Source organism: Brevundimonas sp., assembly GCF_029946145.1.
GTDB lineage: Bacteria > Pseudomonadota > Alphaproteobacteria > Caulobacterales > Caulobacteraceae > Brevundimonas.
The window spans coordinates 1-16,051 of record NZ_JAQSDY010000030.1 but is presented as its reverse complement, the minus strand read 5'-3'; the positions used below and the strand labels follow the sequence as shown (position 1 = coordinate 16,051).

Annotated in this window: 11 protein-coding genes and 1 tRNA gene; 5 read left to right on the top strand and 7 right to left on the bottom strand. The window is 62.4% G+C overall.

Annotation, left to right across the window (positions count from 1 at the left end; all coding sequences use genetic code 11):
* Positions 1–35 precede the first annotated feature (35 nt).
* Positions 36–1,043, top strand: coding sequence for a fumarylacetoacetate hydrolase family protein (locus tag PSV23_RS16285; RefSeq protein WP_300471124.1), 1,008 nt, complete (start codon positions 36–38; stop codon positions 1,041–1,043).
* Here the strand turns inward: PSV23_RS16285 and PSV23_RS16280 are convergent.
* Positions 1,040–2,074: a S41 family peptidase gene (locus PSV23_RS16280; protein ID WP_300471122.1), complete on the bottom strand. Its 1,035-nt coding sequence runs from the start codon at positions 2,072–2,074 to the stop codon at positions 1,040–1,042. The genes PSV23_RS16285 and PSV23_RS16280 overlap by 4 nt on opposite strands.
* 113 nt (positions 2,075–2,187) lie before the next feature.
* Between PSV23_RS16280 and PSV23_RS16275 the strand changes: the two genes are divergently transcribed.
* From PSV23_RS16275 to PSV23_RS16265, 3 genes are all read left to right on the top strand, one after another.
* A complete protein-coding gene (locus PSV23_RS16275; protein WP_300471119.1) occupies positions 2,188–3,024 on the top strand; it encodes a hypothetical protein in 837 nt (278 codons plus the stop codon).
* Positions 3,025–3,033: 9 nt separating this feature from the next.
* Positions 3,034–3,963, top strand: coding sequence for a hypothetical protein (locus PSV23_RS16270; protein ID WP_300471116.1), 930 nt, complete (start codon positions 3,034–3,036; stop codon positions 3,961–3,963).
* A 251-nt stretch (positions 3,964–4,214) separates the two neighbouring features.
* A complete protein-coding gene (locus PSV23_RS16265) occupies positions 4,215–5,459 on the top strand; it encodes a site-specific integrase (protein WP_300471114.1) in 1,245 nt (414 codons plus the stop codon).
* Between the two features lie 413 nt (positions 5,460–5,872).
* On the opposite strand, the gene PSV23_RS16260 is transcribed toward PSV23_RS16265, so the two are convergent.
* From PSV23_RS16260 to PSV23_RS16240, 5 genes are all read right to left on the bottom strand, one after another.
* Positions 5,873–9,016: a type I restriction endonuclease subunit R gene (locus PSV23_RS16260; RefSeq protein WP_300471112.1), complete on the bottom strand. Its 3,144-nt coding sequence runs from the start codon at positions 9,014–9,016 to the stop codon at positions 5,873–5,875.
* The gene (locus tag PSV23_RS16255) at positions 9,013–9,705 is read right to left on the bottom strand and encodes a hypothetical protein (RefSeq protein WP_300471109.1); all 693 of its coding nucleotides are present in this window, start codon (positions 9,703–9,705) and stop codon (positions 9,013–9,015) included. The genes PSV23_RS16260 and PSV23_RS16255 overlap by 4 nt, the downstream gene beginning before the upstream one ends.
* A 1-nt stretch (position 9,706) precedes the next feature.
* The gene (locus PSV23_RS16250; protein WP_300471091.1) at positions 9,707–11,020 is read right to left on the bottom strand and encodes a restriction endonuclease subunit S; all 1,314 of its coding nucleotides are present in this window, start codon (positions 11,018–11,020) and stop codon (positions 9,707–9,709) included.
* The gene (locus PSV23_RS16245) at positions 11,010–12,551 is read right to left on the bottom strand and encodes a class I SAM-dependent DNA methyltransferase (protein ID WP_300471089.1); all 1,542 of its coding nucleotides are present in this window, start codon (positions 12,549–12,551) and stop codon (positions 11,010–11,012) included. Before PSV23_RS16245 ends, PSV23_RS16250 begins: the two co-directional genes overlap by 11 nt.
* Before the next feature lie 502 nt (positions 12,552–13,053).
* Entirely contained in the window at positions 13,054–13,995 is a 942-nt protein-coding gene (locus PSV23_RS16240) for an XRE family transcriptional regulator (RefSeq protein ID WP_300471087.1), read from the bottom strand.
* Between the two features lie 1,349 nt (positions 13,996–15,344).
* Here PSV23_RS16240 and PSV23_RS16235 point away from each other — a divergent pair.
* Positions 15,345–15,429, top strand: a tRNA-Leu gene (locus tag PSV23_RS16235).
* A 66-nt stretch (positions 15,430–15,495) separates the two neighbouring features.
* Here PSV23_RS16235 and PSV23_RS16230 read toward each other — a convergent pair.
* The gene (locus PSV23_RS16230) at positions 15,496–16,023 is read right to left on the bottom strand and encodes a PIN domain-containing protein (RefSeq protein WP_300471084.1); all 528 of its coding nucleotides are present in this window, start codon (positions 16,021–16,023) and stop codon (positions 15,496–15,498) included.
* Between the last annotated feature and the right edge of the window lie 28 nt (positions 16,024–16,051).

Genomic DNA, 16,051 nt, shown 5'->3' with positions numbered 1-16,051 from the left:
TTTCCACGCCGGATAAAACCGCCTAAGCCTGAGGCATGAAACTCGCCTCGCTCAAGCACGGCCGCGACGGTCGCCTCGTTCTCGTCTCCAGCGATCTCGCCTGGTTCACCGACGCTTTCCTGATCGCGCCGACGCTCCAGTCCGCGCTGGACAACTGGGACCGGATCGAGCCCGACCTTCTGGCCCTGGCGGAAAGTCTCGAACACGGCGGCGTGCCGCGCGGCCGGTTCCATGAGCGCGAGGCCGCCGCGCCTCTGCCCCGCGCCTACCAATGGGTCGACGGCTCCGCCTATGTGAACCACGTCGCCCTGGTGCGTCAGGCGCGCAACGCCGAAATGCCCGACAGCTTCTGGACCGACCCGCTGATGTACCAGGGCGGCTCCGACGGCTTCCTAGCCCCGCGCGATCCCATCCCCCTGGCCGATGAATCCTGGGGGTGCGACCTCGAGGCCGAGGTGGTCGTCGTGACCGGCGACGTGCCCCAGGGCGTGACGCGGGAAGAAGCGCTGAACCACATCCGACTGGTCGGCCTGGTCAATGACGTGTCACTGCGCAACCTGATTCCCGGCGAACTGGCCAAGGGTTTCGGCTTCGTCCAGTCCAAGCCCGCCTCGGCCCTGTCGCCGGTCTTCGTCACGCCCCGGGCGCTCGGCGACCGCTGGGTCGACGGCAAGCTCAAGGGCGAGCTGAACGTCCAGCTGAACGGCGAGGACTTCGGCAAGGCCGACGCCGGGGTGGACATGACCTTCGACTTCGGCACGCTGATCGCCCACCTGGCGAAGACCCGCGCCCTGTGCGCCGGCACCATCATCGGGTCCGGCACGGTGTCGAACCGCGACGCTGACGGCGGTCCCGGCAAGCCGGTGGCCGAAGGCGGCCTGGGCTATTCCTGCATCGCCGAGGTCCGGACGGTCGAGACCATCCTGCATGGCAAGGCCGTGACCCCCTTCCTCAAGGCCGGCGACACGGTCCGCATCGAGATGCTGGACGACAAACACCACTCGATATTCGGCGCGATCGAACAGACGGTCGAAAGCGTCTAGCCGGCCGCCAGTCTCAGGGCCTCATCCAGCGCCCGTTCCGCCGGAACAAGCACATCAGGCTGAACGCCCACGCCTTCCCAGTTGGTCCCGGTCACCGGGTGCCGCGCCACGCCGATGGGCATGATGACGGTGAACCACGGCCCCAGATCCATACCCGTTGAGGGGTTGGCGCCGCCGCCCGTCGGCTCGCCGATCACGGTTGCGCGGCGCGCCGCCTGCAGGTCGTAGGCCACGGCTTCCGCCGCCGAAAAGGCGCCGGGGCCGACCAGCACATAGATCGGCTGATCCGGGAAGGCCGGCTGGTCGACCGTATTGGCGAACCGCTCGAAGGTATCGCGGCTGCCGTCCTGAATGCACCCCTCGGGATCGGCAGGATCGGGCGCGCAGCGCCGGAACTGCAAATCCTCCAGCCGCATCGGCTCCGGCGCGAAATGTCCCATCAGCTGGCGCAGGGCGACCTCGCCGCCGCCAAGGTTCTCACGCAGATCGAGCACAAGCGCCCGCGCCCCGGCCAATCGGGCCATCGCGGCGTCGATCGCGCGGGTCGAATCGGGATGGCCGCTGAACGAGGCCAGGTTCAGATAGCCGACGCCGCCGTCCAGCATGCGCGCCTCGCGGACGCCATAGCCGTTGCGCGCCTCCTCGGCCGACATCGCCTCCATGGACGGCGGCGCTCCTTCGGCGACCACGTCGTCGCGGCTGCGGCCTTCGAGCCAGACCTGCAGATGTTTGTCGCCCGACACGGCCAGCAGGTCGGCGTTGATCGCCTGGCGGAAGGCCTCGGGCTCGGTCAGCGCCAGATAGGCCGCGCGTCGCTCCGCCAGCCGGGCCCGGATCGGCGGCGTCCGCTCAGCCATCACATAGTGAGCCAGCCGACGGTCCAGCGTATCCAGCGCGCGCGTCCGGTGGATCAGGGCGCCCGCCCCGGTCGCGACGCCTGCCGTCGCCGCCGCCTCCTGCGCCAGAACGGCCGCCGGTCCCTGACAGGACAGCAGCACGCCTGAAATGACTGCCAGCGTCACACGTTTCATCTCGACCTCCGGTTTCAGAGGGCAGAGGCGGCGACGCACCTTTACGGATGCGCGCAGCGGATTAAGGTTTCGCAAGCTGTGCGGCCTCTTCCGGGCGGCGCGGGAATACTGTCATGACGCCTGAACAGAGCATTCCCCGACATCAGTCCGGTGGCCCCTCCCGTGGCGCAGCAGGCTGTGGCGCGATGCCATTGGTAGTCATCCTGACCGCCCTGACGCTGGCCGGCCCTGCGACGGCACAAGAGGCGAGCGGGGACTGGGATCTGATCACAGATCCAGAACGTCAGTTGACCTTGGCCACGCTGAACTTCGGGGCAAATCAGATTGCACTGCGCTGCCGCGCTGGCGCGCTGGACCTTCTGCTCACCGGCGTGCCGCCAACAGACATGGCCCTGCGACCGGTCAGGGTCACTGCCGACCCGATCCAGAATGAAAGCCAACTTTGGCTCACCTGGGCAGGTCGGCCGATTGCTTCGCCCGCCGAACCGGAACGGTTGGCGCGCCAGCTTCGTGCGGAGGGCGAGCTGGACATTCTTCTGGAAGCGACCGAGGCCGGGGCGCGGTCCCATCGCTATCGCCTGTCCGTGCCGGCGTCCGCGACGTCCGTGGACCGGGTTCTGACGGCATGCTCGGTTCCGCTTACGGACGATTGGGATTTGCGACCGAGGGCCGAGCCGGAACTGATCGTCTGGGCCAGTCGACCCAGGCCTGACTTCCCCTCGCTCGCAATGGAGCGCGGTCTTGAACAGGCGGAGGTGCGCCTTGTGTGCCTTGTCGCCGCCGAAGGCGCTCTGAATGATTGCCGCGTCGTGTCTGAAATGCCCGCAGGCGCAGGGTTCGGACGAAGCGCCCAGCGATCGGCGGAACGTGCCCTACTTGGACTTCCCGAGGATGAAGGGGCCGTGATCGGCAAGGTCATCAGTTTCACGATCCGGTTCAGGGTTTCCTGAAACGTCGCCTTGACGGGCGGTCTTCGATCCCCGCAAGGTTGCGGCAGTGGACCCGTCCGGATTGTTCTCATGAAACGTAACCTGACCGCCCTCTTCGCCTGCGCCGTCGCGCTGCCAGCGCTCGCCCAGGATGCCTCCGCCGACTGGGATCTGCTGGAGGATCAGCGCCAGAAGCTGCTGGTCGCCTATACCCGGTTCGACAACGGGATAAGCATCGCAACGCGGTGCGCCGACGGCGGGTTCGAAGCGATTATCACCGGCTTGCCGCCTGCGGGGCGAGCGACGACCCGTCCACTGCGCATCGCCTTCGGGGATGACGATCTGGTAGAAAGCCGCTGGGGCGTGGCGACGAACGACACCATCGCGATCAGTGAGCTGCCGGCCCCCTTCGCCCGCGAACTGCGGACCGGCGGGCGCCTGCGCATCCTCGTGCCGGCAGGCCATACGGACGGGCGCAACCTGTTGTACGACATTGATTTGCCGGCCTCATCCGTCTCGATCGATCAGACCCTGACCACATGCGACCGGCCGCTTGTGGATCCGCGCGACGCGGAACTGGAGGCCCTGCAGGAAGACGGCATTCCCAGGAACCTCGCCTGGGCGGTGCGTCCCCAACCGGATTTTCCCTCAACGCGGTATGCCCGGGGTTTCGCGGTGGCCACCTGTGTGAGCAATCCGGACGGATCCCTGCGAGACTGCGCCATTGAATCCGAACATCCCAGGGACGGTCGGTTCGGCCGGGCCGCGCTGACCGCGGCTCGCCGCGCCCGGCTCCAGAACCTCGCCGAGCCCGGCGCCCCCGTCCCGACCACACGCGTGCTCTACAAGACCCACTTCATCATGAGCGGCTATCAGACCCGCGAAGACGAGGAACGGCAGCGCGAGAGCCGCCGGCTGCAGCGGGAAGAGCGCGCGGCCCGTCGAGCCGCAGGGGGATAATCCGGCGGCGGGTCGGCGGCTTTGCCGGATTGACCCGCACGGACCCCCCACGCTACCAAGCCCGCCTGCCGAGAAGTCCGGGCGGCCTGTGCGGGCGTGGTGGAATTGGTAGACGCGCTGGACTCAAAAGCCCGTCAATCACGTCAAATTTACTGACGTCATATTGATTTCATAGCATTTTTCTGGCTCTATGGTGCGGCAAGCGCCTAGCGCAGTGCTAGCGCAAACAGCGCAATATGGAGGCCCTGTCGATGACCACTCGACACGCGCTCCTTGGCGGCAAAGTTCAGGTCTTCAAGCGGCCGAACAGCCCGCACTGGCAGTGCTCCGCGTCCGTGGGCGGGCGCCAGTTCCGCAGCACCACGAAGCAAGAGAGTCTCGCTCTGGCGAAAGACTTCGCCGAGGATTGGTTTCTCACCCTTCAAGGCAAACACCGTTTCGGCGGCGGCATCGCCCCTAAGCGATCTGGCAAGACATTCAGGGAGGGTGGAGAGCAGTTCGTGCGCGAGTACGAAGCCCTCACTCTGGGTGAGCGGAACCCGGAGTACGTCAAAGGACACAGTGATCGGCTGAGGGTTCACCTCTATCCCTTCTTCGGAGACAAGCTGCTGAGCGAGATCACTCCCGGGCTGGTGCAGGAGTACCGGGTTCACCGGATGACATCCCGGCTCAACCCGAAAACCGGCGAGCCGAAGCGACCTGCCCGCACGACACTGCACCACGAGATCGTGACGCTCCGTCAGGTCCTGAAGACAGCCAATAGACATGGCTGGCTAGCCATTCTTCCCGACCTTTCCACCCCGTACAAAACATCAGGCAAGATCGTTCACCGGGCATGGTTCTCGCCGGCCGAATACAAGCTCCTCTACGAGGCCACACGCGAACGAGCCGCCAACCCTCGGCACAACAGAGGGCGCTGGACCTTCGAAAGCCTGCGCCTGCACGACTACGTTCTGTTCATGGTCAACACAGGTCTGCGCCCAGACGAGGCGGGTCGCCTGGAGTTCCGGGATGTTGAGATCGTCCTCGACGATGACAGCGGCGAGCGGATCCTCGAGATCGAGGTGAGGGGCAAACGCGGCGTCGGCTTTTGCAAGAGCATGCCGGGTGCCGTGCAGCCGTTTCGGCGTCTCGTTCAACGGAACACAGCAGCCGGTGCGAAGGCGCCCAGGCCCACCGAAAAGGTCTTTGGCTGCACGCCGCGCGAGCTGCTCAATACGGTGCTGGAAGAGCTGGACCTCAAGCGCGACAGGGATGGTCAGGTGCGCACCGCCTACAGCTTGCGCCACTCCTACATTTCCATGCGCCTCATGGAAGGTGCTGACATCTACCAGATCGCCAAAAACTGCCGAACCAGCGTCGAGATGATCGAGAAATACTATGCGTCCCACATCAAGAATATGATCGACGCGTCGGCCATCAACGTTCGGCGTCCTAAGCCGAGCCGAAGAGCGGGAACCCGCTCGACCCCACCGGGCGAACGCCCATCCTTGTGAACACGATTGCTGGGCAAAGTGATTGGCGACCTATCGCCGAGCCGCCATTCTTCTTTACGACACGGGTGTGGTGGAATTGGTAGACGCGCTGGATCAGAATCCAGTTCCGAAAGGATTGCCGGGTCGACCCCGCCGCCCGCGCCACCCAACAGCGACACAGAATCAACCTACATCTCGGCACCGATGATTGGCGTCGAGACATTCTCTGAACTTGACTCATATCTGTCGTTGGCGACGTCCGCTTTCGGACTGCGATCATCCTAACCCTGTCTCGGAAATAGCGCTGCTGACCTACTGCGCCCAGCACCCGCCACCGACGGACGGGCTAGCCGGATCTAAAGATCGAAGCATGATCGGTGAGCGCAGCCTGGACCCTCCAAGGGGCGGGTCCGCCCTCCTTTGCGCTATAGCGATTAGCCCCAGCCGGAAGCGATAGACTCCGCCTGCCGGAGCACCAAATCGACCGCCGCCTTCTGAAGGTCGGGCGGGTATCCATAGCGCGCTAGAGCCTTCCGGACCTCGATCCGCATCTTGGCTCGGACGCTGTCTTTCACGGTCCAGTCGATAGAAGCCGACTTTCTGATCGTGAGGGTCAGCACCTGGGCCAAGGTCCGCAGCTCCTCATGCGCCATCAGCTCCTTGGCGGAGCCGTTCTCCGCAAGAGCATCATAGAACGCGAGCTCTTCTGCCGAGAGCCCTAGTTCGGCCCCCCGCGCGTTGGCGGCGCTGATGTCCCTCGCGAGGGCAATGAGCTCCTCGATCACCTGAACACTGTCGACCGCGCGGTTGTGATAGCGACGCAGGGTGCCTTCCAGCCTGTCCGACAGCCTCATCGCCTCGATGATGTTGCTCTTCTCGCGGGTCTTGATTTCACCGGCCAAAAGGCGCCGCAGGGTTTCGACAGCGAGGTTCTTCTGACTGGTCTGCGCGACCTCAGCGAGGAACTCGTCGGACAAGATGGCGAGGTCCGGGCGGTCTAGGCCGGCCGCTTTGAATACGTCCAGAATGCCATCAGCCATGACCGCGCGAGAGATCAGTTGGCGAATGTCTCGTTCGACCTCGGAACTACCCCGCCCACTGCCGCCGGACGTATATTTAACCAGGTTCGCTCGGATCGCGGCGACGAGGGCGATCTGATCACGGCGGACTGTCACGTGCGCGTCGCCGGCGCTGATGCCGTAGGCGCTCTCCAGCTCCAGCGCGACCTTGACGAATTCGTCGCGGTGCTGGCTTGCCAAGAGGTGTTCCAGACACTGCTTAAGGACGGTTAGGCGGCCTCCAGGGTCGGCGCCGAAGAAGTCGCGCCACGGCGCGCCTTCCAGAAGCGCCAGCGCGCTCTCCAGCCGAATCAGGGTCTGGCGCACCGCTTCGTCGTTATCGAGCCGTACTTGGTCGCGATCGCGGTCAGTGTACTGGGCCAAGGCAGCGCGCAGCTCCGCGCCAATCCCGAGATAATCGACGACGAGACCGCCCGGCTTGTCCCCCCAGACCCGGTTCACGCGCGCAATGGCCTGCATCAGCCCGTGCCCTCGCATCGGCTTGTCGATGTAGAGCGTGTGCAGTGAGGGCGAATCGAAGCCTGTCAGCCACATGTCCCGGACGATGGCCAGGTCAAAGCCCGACCCCGGCTTCTTGAACCGGTCTGCTAGGTCCTCGCGCCCCTTCTTCGTCCGCAAGTGAAGCTGGAGTTCGGGCGGATCGGCATTGCCTTTGCCCGTGATGACGACTTTCAGCATCCCCGACGTGTCATCGCGAGGATCGGCCGAGACCCAATCAGGGCGAAGCGCAGTGATGCAGTCATAGAGTGCGACGGCGGTCTTTCGATTGACCGCGACGATCATGCCCTTGCCGCCAGCCATGGCCTCGCGCCGGGCTGCGAAATGCTCAACGATGTCGGCTGCGACTTGCGCCACGCGATCTGGTGCGCCGACGGCTTCCTCGAACCGGCTGAGCCTGCCCTTCTCGCGCTCAACGGCGGCATCGTCGTCTTCGGACAGCTCCTCCGCCAAGGCGTCTAACTCGGCTCGCTCCTCGTCCGTCAGGTTCAGCCGGAGCTTCGCCAGCCTTGCGGTGTAGTGGATGGGCACCGTCGCCTTGTCAGCTACGGCTTGGGTCATGTCATAGCTGTCGATGACCTCGCCGAATACGGCCTCGGTGTTTCGGCCCTTTTCCTCGATCGGCGTGCCGGTGAACCCGACAAAAGTTGCGTTGGGTAGAGCCTGTCGTAGGTACTCAGCGAAGCCGACCTGTTCGGTAACCCCCTCCTTTTCGACCTTGAAGGTCTTGTTGAAGCCGTACTGGGTGCGGTGCGCTTCGTCCGCGATGACAACGACATTGCTGCGTTCAGTTAGTCGAGGGTGCTGCCCTTCCTCGCCCCGGAACTTCTGCATGCTCGTGAACACCAACCCGCCGATGTCCACCGAAAGAGAGCGGCGCATGTCCTCGGCGTTGGTCGTCCGCTGCGGCTGACCGCGAAGGGCGGAGATGTGCGCGGAGAAGGTGCCGAACAACTGGTCGTCCAGGTCGTTTCGGTCGGTGACCACCACGATCGTCGGGTTTTTCAGTTCTTTGGCCAGTTGCAGCTGACGCACGAAAAACAACATGGTCAGGCTCTTGCCCGATCCTTGAGTGTGCCAAACGACGCCACCCTTTTTCCCGCCGCCTACGGCGGCAGCCACCGTCGAAGAGAGCGCCTTCCGCACCGCGTGGAACTGGTGATAGCCCGCCAACTTCTTGGACTGGACGACCCCGTCTTCGATCTCGAAGGCGACGTAATCGGCGATCAGTTCCAGAAACCGTTCCGGTGCGAAGACGCCCCGTATCAGAACCTCCAACTCCGGGCGGCCGTCGTCCTGTTCCTTGACGCCGTCGATGGTGCGCCAAGGCGAGAAGCGGTCGAGTCCGGAAGTAAGCGACCCGACACGCGCGTGAAGGCCGTCGCTGATCACCAACACTTGGTTCGTCCGAAACAGTTCGGCGGCTTTGGCCTTGTAGTTTCGAAGCTGATTGTGTGCCGTCTCCAAGGTTGCCAGTGTGGCAACAGGACTTTTCAACTCCAGCACGGCTAGGGGAAGCCCGTTGACGAAGGCGACCACGTCCGGACGGATCACCTCGCGCTCGCCTTGAACGACGAACTGATTGGCGACGAGCCACCGGTTGTTCGTGAGGACATCTCGGTCGAGAAGGCGAAGGCCTACTGTGCGCGGCTCCCCGTTCTCGACGATCTCGACCGGCACACCGGATGCGAGAAAAGGATGGAAGGCGCGGTTGTTCTCGTTCAAGTCTTGGCTGGGTAATGCCAGCACCTTCTGAATGCCGGCCTCGATCGTCGAAGCAGGGGCATCTGGGTTCAGAGCCACCAACGCGCTTCGGAGTTCCGGTACCAAGATCGTCTCAGCGTAGCTTGCGCGCGCGCCGATTGGTCCGTCCGGGGCTAGGTAGTCACCTGCGACTGTTCGCCAACCGATCAAATTGAACCAAGACAGGGCGGCGAGTTCTACCGCCTCTTCACGGACCGAGTGACGCGAAGCGCTGGGCGGAACCGGATAATCCGTCACGCAGCTTCCTCGTCTTCAGCGGTGCCGGCCGCGGCTCTGGTATACCAGTCGGCACGTCCCGCTTCGTGCTTCAGAGGATCGAGCAGATACAGGACTCGGCTCGCGCGAAAGGTCGAGCCAGCGACTTCGACTGGTCCATTTACGTCATCGAGCCATTCATTGAAGTCCGCGAAGTCTTCGAAGATCGCGGGCTGGGCATCCTCATCGAGGGCGAGAGGGCGGCTCCAAGCGACGTCGAAAAGGAAACTAACCAAGCTGTCGCACAACCCACCCAGCATCGTCGCGTGTTGACGTTCCAGGGTACCCCAATCCAGGGAACCGCCATGGCGCATGTTGGGCACGTTGCTTAGCCGGGCGAGGGCCACAGCCATGTCGTTGATGGCGGCAACCAGTGACTGAACGTGAGTGTGAATGGTCGCGGCGTCGGGATGATCTGCGACGGAGAAATCGAGTGCGTCGATGACACCCCGCATTCGGTCCGGAAATCCGGCCCGACTTGGGAACTCGATTCCTAACTGGGGCGCGATCGTGGCATGCGCGGCTTCAAACAAGGTTCTGACATTCTGGAGGCAGAAGGCCGGCTGGCTCTGAATGCTGACTTCAAGAGCCTCGACGTGCGGGGTAAGCCGCTCTGCCCGATCAGGGTGAGCCTCAATCAAGGCGCGGAGCATTTGCAGGGAGTACGCCATGTCAGGCTGCCGCAACCGCATTTTCAGCGTCTCGGATATGCAGCTCACCCGAGATCAGGCGGGGAAGCAGTGCGTCTCTGAGATCCGCAAGCGTAGCCGCTTCTTCTACGGCTGTGATCATTCGGCTGACCAAAGGCTCTGACGTAGTTTCAAAGGCCGTGAGTACCGCATCAGATGGTCGGAGCATTGGTAGGTTGCGCAGTACAGACTTGCTGATTTCAGGGAAAGTAGAGCCGCCTGCATTACCCCGGATCATCTCCATGTGAGCTGCGCACCAAGCCCACGCGTACACAGTCGATACTTTCTTGCGTACCAGCCCAGCGAATCCTTGGTTGATTGCGACGGGGCGGGTCGCAAATGCCATGTAGCCGATGGGAGCGCGTGAGGAGAGCAGTAGGCTTCCCTTCGGCAGGAGTCCTGATGTCGACCGCGCCAATCCTGCCTCGGAAATTTGGCGCTCCGTTTGAAGCAATACAGGGGATGTTAGGGACGACAAATCCTTCGGTGTCGCCCATTGATGCGATCCGTTCCAGTTGTCAGGCTCGGTTGTTGACGGTGTATTGCCGCCACTTACCTCGAACATTTCTCCGACGGTCTGCAGGCCCCAGCCTGCCGGCAGGCCCTCCTCGGAGAGCGCGGCAGGGAAAAATGTTTCTACGTGGTGTGGAAGGCCTAGATTGCGACCATCGGCTTTGCGCCGAACTGGTTCGAAATCTATGAACCAGTTTTTGAAGAGCGCTAGTGCCATCGCCTCAAGCGTCTGCGCCATTCGCTGACTAAGTTCGATTTTGTCGTCTAGCGCTCCTAGTAGGCCAGCGATCGCGTCTTGCTCAAATCGTGACGGAGCCTTCACTCGCCACTGCCTGAGCAGTCCCAGATTGATGTGCGGTACGCCCGTCTGAATTGCCGCCCCGTCCAAAAACTCATCGAACGCCGGAGATTTCAGAAGGTAATATACGAAAAGCCGATTGGCTGACGTGACATGAATTCCCATTTGGCTTTGGGAGACTACGTAGTGGGCCGGTCCAATTTCAGGAGCAATTGAAACCTGACCTAGAGTACCTCGCTGAGTGACTACAAGATCGCCTGCCGCAATCTGGTTCGTCTTTAATGACTTGGCCTTTGAATCGGACACGTATGCGAAATCATCGCCGAGATAGCGCCCGGCACGTTCCATGTTGCTTCCGCGAACAATTGGAACTCCAGATGCAGTATAGTGGGCGGACGTCAGGTTTGAACCGAAGGGCCCGCCGATGACGTTCTCACGCCCCCCCACCAAATCGGAGAAAGACTGTTCGATCCACTCACCAGCCATGGCCGACCCCGGCCAACGTTTGGCGTATGGTGTCGTCTAGCTTCGCGCCTTGGGTGACTTGCTCTCGAAAAGTCGTGACCAACCGGGCCATCTTCTCTTCAAAGGGTTCGGCGTCGTCATCCGCAGCGGCCGTTCCCACATAGCGACCAGGGGTGAGCACATAGGCTTGAGCGGCAATTTCCTCGGTCGTGATCGCCTTGCTGAAACCCGGCTGATCCGTGTACCGCCCACCCTTTTCCCGCCAAGCGTGGTACGCATCTGCGATCTTGGCTACGTCTGCGTCGCTCAGAACCTTGAGTGTGCGAGTCTCCATCGTTCCCAGCTTTCGGGCGTCGATGAACAGCGTCTCGCGCCGCCGGTCACGCAGGGTGATGTCCTTGATCAGGCCATTCGACTTATCTTTGGCGAGGAACCACAGACAGACCGGAATTTGCGTCGTTGAAAACAACTGGCCTGGCAGGCTCACAATGCAGTCGACCAGATCGCCTTCCTCAATGATCCTGCGGCGAATTTCACCTTCGCCCGACTGTTGGCTGGAGAGAGAGCCGTTGGCCAATACAAAGCCGGCGAGCCCATAGGGTGCCAAGTGGTGGATGAAGTGCTGAACCCAAGCGAAGTTGGCGTTGCCAGCGGGCGGCACGCCATAGGGGAAGCGTTCGCTCGACCGAACCTTCTCGCCGCCCCAATCGCTGTCGTTAAAGGGCGGGTTGGCCAACACGAAGTCGGCTTTCAGCCCGGGATGGAGGTCTTCGTTGAAGGTATCTGCCCACTTGCGCCCTAGGTCAGCCTCGATGCCTCGGATCGCGAGGTTCATTTTTGCTAGGCGCCAAGTGGTCGGGTTGGACTCCTGACCAAAGACGGAGACGTCATTCCGACTCCCATTGTGGGCCTCTACGAACCGTTCTGATTGGACAAACATCCCGCCCGAACCGCAGCATGGATCGTACACGCGCCCCTTGAAGGGCTGGAGCATCTCGACCAGCAGCCGCACAACCGAGCCTGCGGTATAGAACTGACCGCCGCGCTTACCTTCCGCGATGGCGAACTGCCCCAAGAAGTACTCATACACGCGTCCTAGCGTGTCCTGACCGTGGTGAGCGTCGCGAAACGCCAGGTCGGAGAAGAGCTTCACCACCTCACCCAGGCGTGTCTGGTCCAGCTCAGGACGGGCGTAGTTCTTGGTCAGCACGCCTCGAAGCGAAGCGTTCTCGGCCTCCAGTTTGATCATTGCGTCATCGATCAGGGTGCCGACCGTAGGAGACACACTCGTCGCGTTTTCCTTGAGATAGGTCCAACGCGCCGTCGGCGGCACCCAGAATACGCTTTCGGCCGTGTAGGCGTCGCGGTCTTCGGCCAACTCCGTCTTGAGGTCGTCAGGCGTGTCCGGATCGGCCAGAATCTCAGCCTGCCGCTCCTCGAACCGGTCGGAGATGTACTTCAGGAAAATCAGACCCAGCGCGACGTGCTTGTATTCGGCCGCGTCCATGTTGCCGCGCAGCTTGTCGGCCGCAGCCCACAGCGTCGCCTGCATTTTCGTTGTCGCCGCCGGGTCAGCCCCGCCGGTCGCTGGACGCTTCGCCAAACCCGTCTCCCCCTCGAAAATGAACTGTTAACCACTCGCCTACGAGGAGGAAAGAAGAGGTAAACAATTCGGGTATATATCCCTTGGGGGGGCGCGGCCCGCGCTGGAATTGAAGGTCAGGCCGGGCGATCTCCTCGAAGAGAGGGGTGGGGCTTGGGACTAGAACTGGCGGCTCGCCTTCACGAGCCGGTCGTGGTCCTTGTCCGGGGCGACGGCCTGCGGGCGCAGTGCATCAAAAAACCGATGCCCCCAGGCAGTCTCTCGTATCAGCGCTCATAAGGACTCCTTACCAGCGCAGCATCCCGGCCCCACCCCGTCCCCGCAAGGCGGCCCTCACCGGAGGGGTACGAAGGCTCGACGGTCGAGCTCAAAGAAGCCGGCAGTCCTCTGCGATGAGGGCTTCCCATAGCGAAATCGGCATGTCCGCTTCTTGGCCCACCGCGCAATGCCGTCAGTCGGAAGACAGGCTGACCCGCTTGCCTACGTGCTCTCGCCATAGGCCCAGGCGTTTAACGCGATAGTCCACGAGCTCAGACGACGTGCCGTACACCCCCGCGATTTGCTCGGACGAGCGGTTCTTGCCGACGGCTTCTATCAACGCGGCCTTGGGCAATAGGGTCGCCGAGGCGAGGTAGTAGGCGTCGTGCTCCTCGGTTTTGTCGTACGTCCGGCCGAAAGCCTCAGCTATCCGTGCGATCTTCGTGAGCTTGTGGCCGAGCAGAATGTGCCAGAACTCTTCTAGAACGGTGACGCGCTGGCGCTCCAAAGTGTGGCCATCGTTCAACAGGACAGCCCACCGTTCATGCTCAACGTCCAACGGCACGCTCATCGCCGACCACTCTCCGCTCGCGCGCTCGCGAAGGTAATCCACCGTCTTCTGATCAAGACAGTTCGTCTGTCCGGCACGGACTACCTCTACCCCCTCGACCTCAATTTTTAGACTATCAATGGGCTGCGCCTCGGCTAGTCCGAGGTCCGCTCGGAACTTGTACGCAATCTGCTCGAGCTCATCCTTCGATAGCGGTGCGCTTTCGGACGCACTGTCTTCGACCGCTACATGAGCCGTGCGGTCATCTACTTTGCCAAGAGATCGGCGAAGACAATCGGCCGCTTCCAGCAACGCTTGAACGGTCGGCGACTGAATGTTTTTCCCTGCGCGAAAGTGCACGAACGCGACATTGTCGAACCCTAGGCCGGCCGCTTCGGCGTCCGTCCCGAGCCACTGCAGCAACCGAATCTTGGAGTTGTTATCTGGCTGGCCCTCTCCGCGCTCGATCCGGGCCAGCGAAGAAAAGCTAATTCCGACAGCTGCCGACAAGGCACGGATGCTTAGTCCCTCGGCCTCTCGCTTCCGTTTGACGGCTTCAACGAGCTTCTCCTGGAATGACTGCATCTTTCCCCGTGCGAACGACACGCCTTGACACACCCCAGCCGGCGGCGCAGCTTGTGCTGGTGACACAGACTCGCACATCCGGGATTCCGAGGGAAGAGACTTTCGGGACGGGTACGCGGGCAGTGTTGCACGAGCTTGGCGCTGCGCTCGACACGCAATGTTTGCTCGTAGTGCACGATCAAGGGCGCGTCGCCTTGGGTCGAGAGTCCCCATCCAACGAAACAAAGGAGACTGGTGATGGCAGACAAGGAACGCGAGGATCCGCAACCCGACCGCGGAAAGGGGCCGCCAGACGGCAAGGGCAGGCCCGTGGACCACGGCCGGCCGGTGCCGGGGCACGGATCGGCATCGACCTACTTCGTGCCGCGTACGAAGTTCAGGTGACCGCGCTTGCCGAAGCGTATCCCTCGCTCCGGACCTACCCCGACGAAGACGGGATGTGGCTTCTTGCAAAGAGTTCGGTCATCGCCGATCTCGATCGAGAAGCCACGTTCTTGGTAGCTCTGCCTTATCGGGCAGATGCTGGCCCTCGCGCATGGGCTTTTTGGACCGGTGACAGTGCCCCGCGCTGGATAGGCCCGAGGCATACCAATTTTCACGACGGCTCTGTCTGCGCCTTCTCTCCGACGGACGGCGCCTGGCACGAGGGCGGCGATCTTCGAACTCTGCTTGATCTCTATAGCGTTTGGGCGCTCCGACACCTCCATCTAGAAGCTTTCGGCCGCTGGCCCGGAAGGCAGTACGCTCTCCCCGGTGGCGACCCGAAAGTGTCGGCCTACTACAGGCTGATCGAATGTAGAGGCGATGAGCTATGCGGATGCGGGTCTCAGTCCCGCCGATATGCTGATTGTTGTATGCCCAACGATCAGCGCCAGAACTTCATCGAACTAGCTGCAACTTTCTCGAACGTTGTACGCGGTGGTTTTGCCACCCGCAAACCTCCTCAAACGGTGGTGGAGGTTGTCGAGGGAGCAAGGCCCCCTCCGCCGATCAAGGAGGTACACCTTCAGCTGGGCGTCCGGCCGGCTGGAGGGGCGTGAACCCGACCCAATGAGGGCCTTGCGACGGACCGAGCCGTTGTTGAAGTATGCCAGCGGTTCCTATCCGGCCGGAAGCAGTCTCTTGCGATATCTCCTTTGAGTCGCCTACGGCACCTTCGGAGGCGTCCGGGAAGCGGGCTTTCAAGCCGCATGCCAATTGAGCAGAATGTCGTGTTTCTGACTAGCCGCCAAGTTCCGGTTCTGGCGCGTTGCCGACTATTCCTCGTAACAGGGCAAGGGTGACGACCCGGCATCACATCAGTTGAAACCCGCGCGCCCGCCTTGTAGATCAGCCCTCGCTAGACCTGTGCGGGTGTGGTGGAATTGGTAGACGCGCTGGATTCAAAATCCAGTTCCGAAAGGAGTGCCGGTTCGACCCCGGCCACCCGCACCACTCTCACATCGAGTAGCCGCCTCCCGACCGCCTCTGACGCCTTGGCACGGAGAACCCGGGTGCCGGCTAGACGATAAGCAGACGCACTTCTGCATCGGCATCAGGGATACGTTTCATCCGCGCGTCCGCCGTGACGAAGACGAGATCGCGCTCCTTGGCTTGGGCGCACATCCAAAGGTCGTTCTCGTCGATGGCGAGCTTCTGTCCGGTGGCTTTGTCGATCCAGTCCTCGATATACTTCGGGCGATCCTGCCGAAGCGTCTTGGCAAGATATTTGTGGGCCACCTTCGACTTCAGCTCGGCATAGGCGGACGCTGTGTGGTGGGTAATGTCGAGAACGGCATAGGCGCGGGCCTCTGCGAGGATGGCGTTGAGTCTGGCGGGATCGCCCTTGCCGATCAGGCTGGCGAGTCGGGTTCCGAACCCGAGTTCTCCTAGAGCGACCGGAGACACAAACCGGGGGTTCTCGGCCGGCAGCGCCGCGAGCGATTGACCCTTCGCGATGTGCTGAGGATGGTTCGGGTCGAGATAGATCGACAGGACAGTGGTGTCGAAGAGAAAGGCGTCCTGAGCTGCACCCGGTTTCGAGGACACCCGGTTAAGCTACAACCGTCTGCCTTTC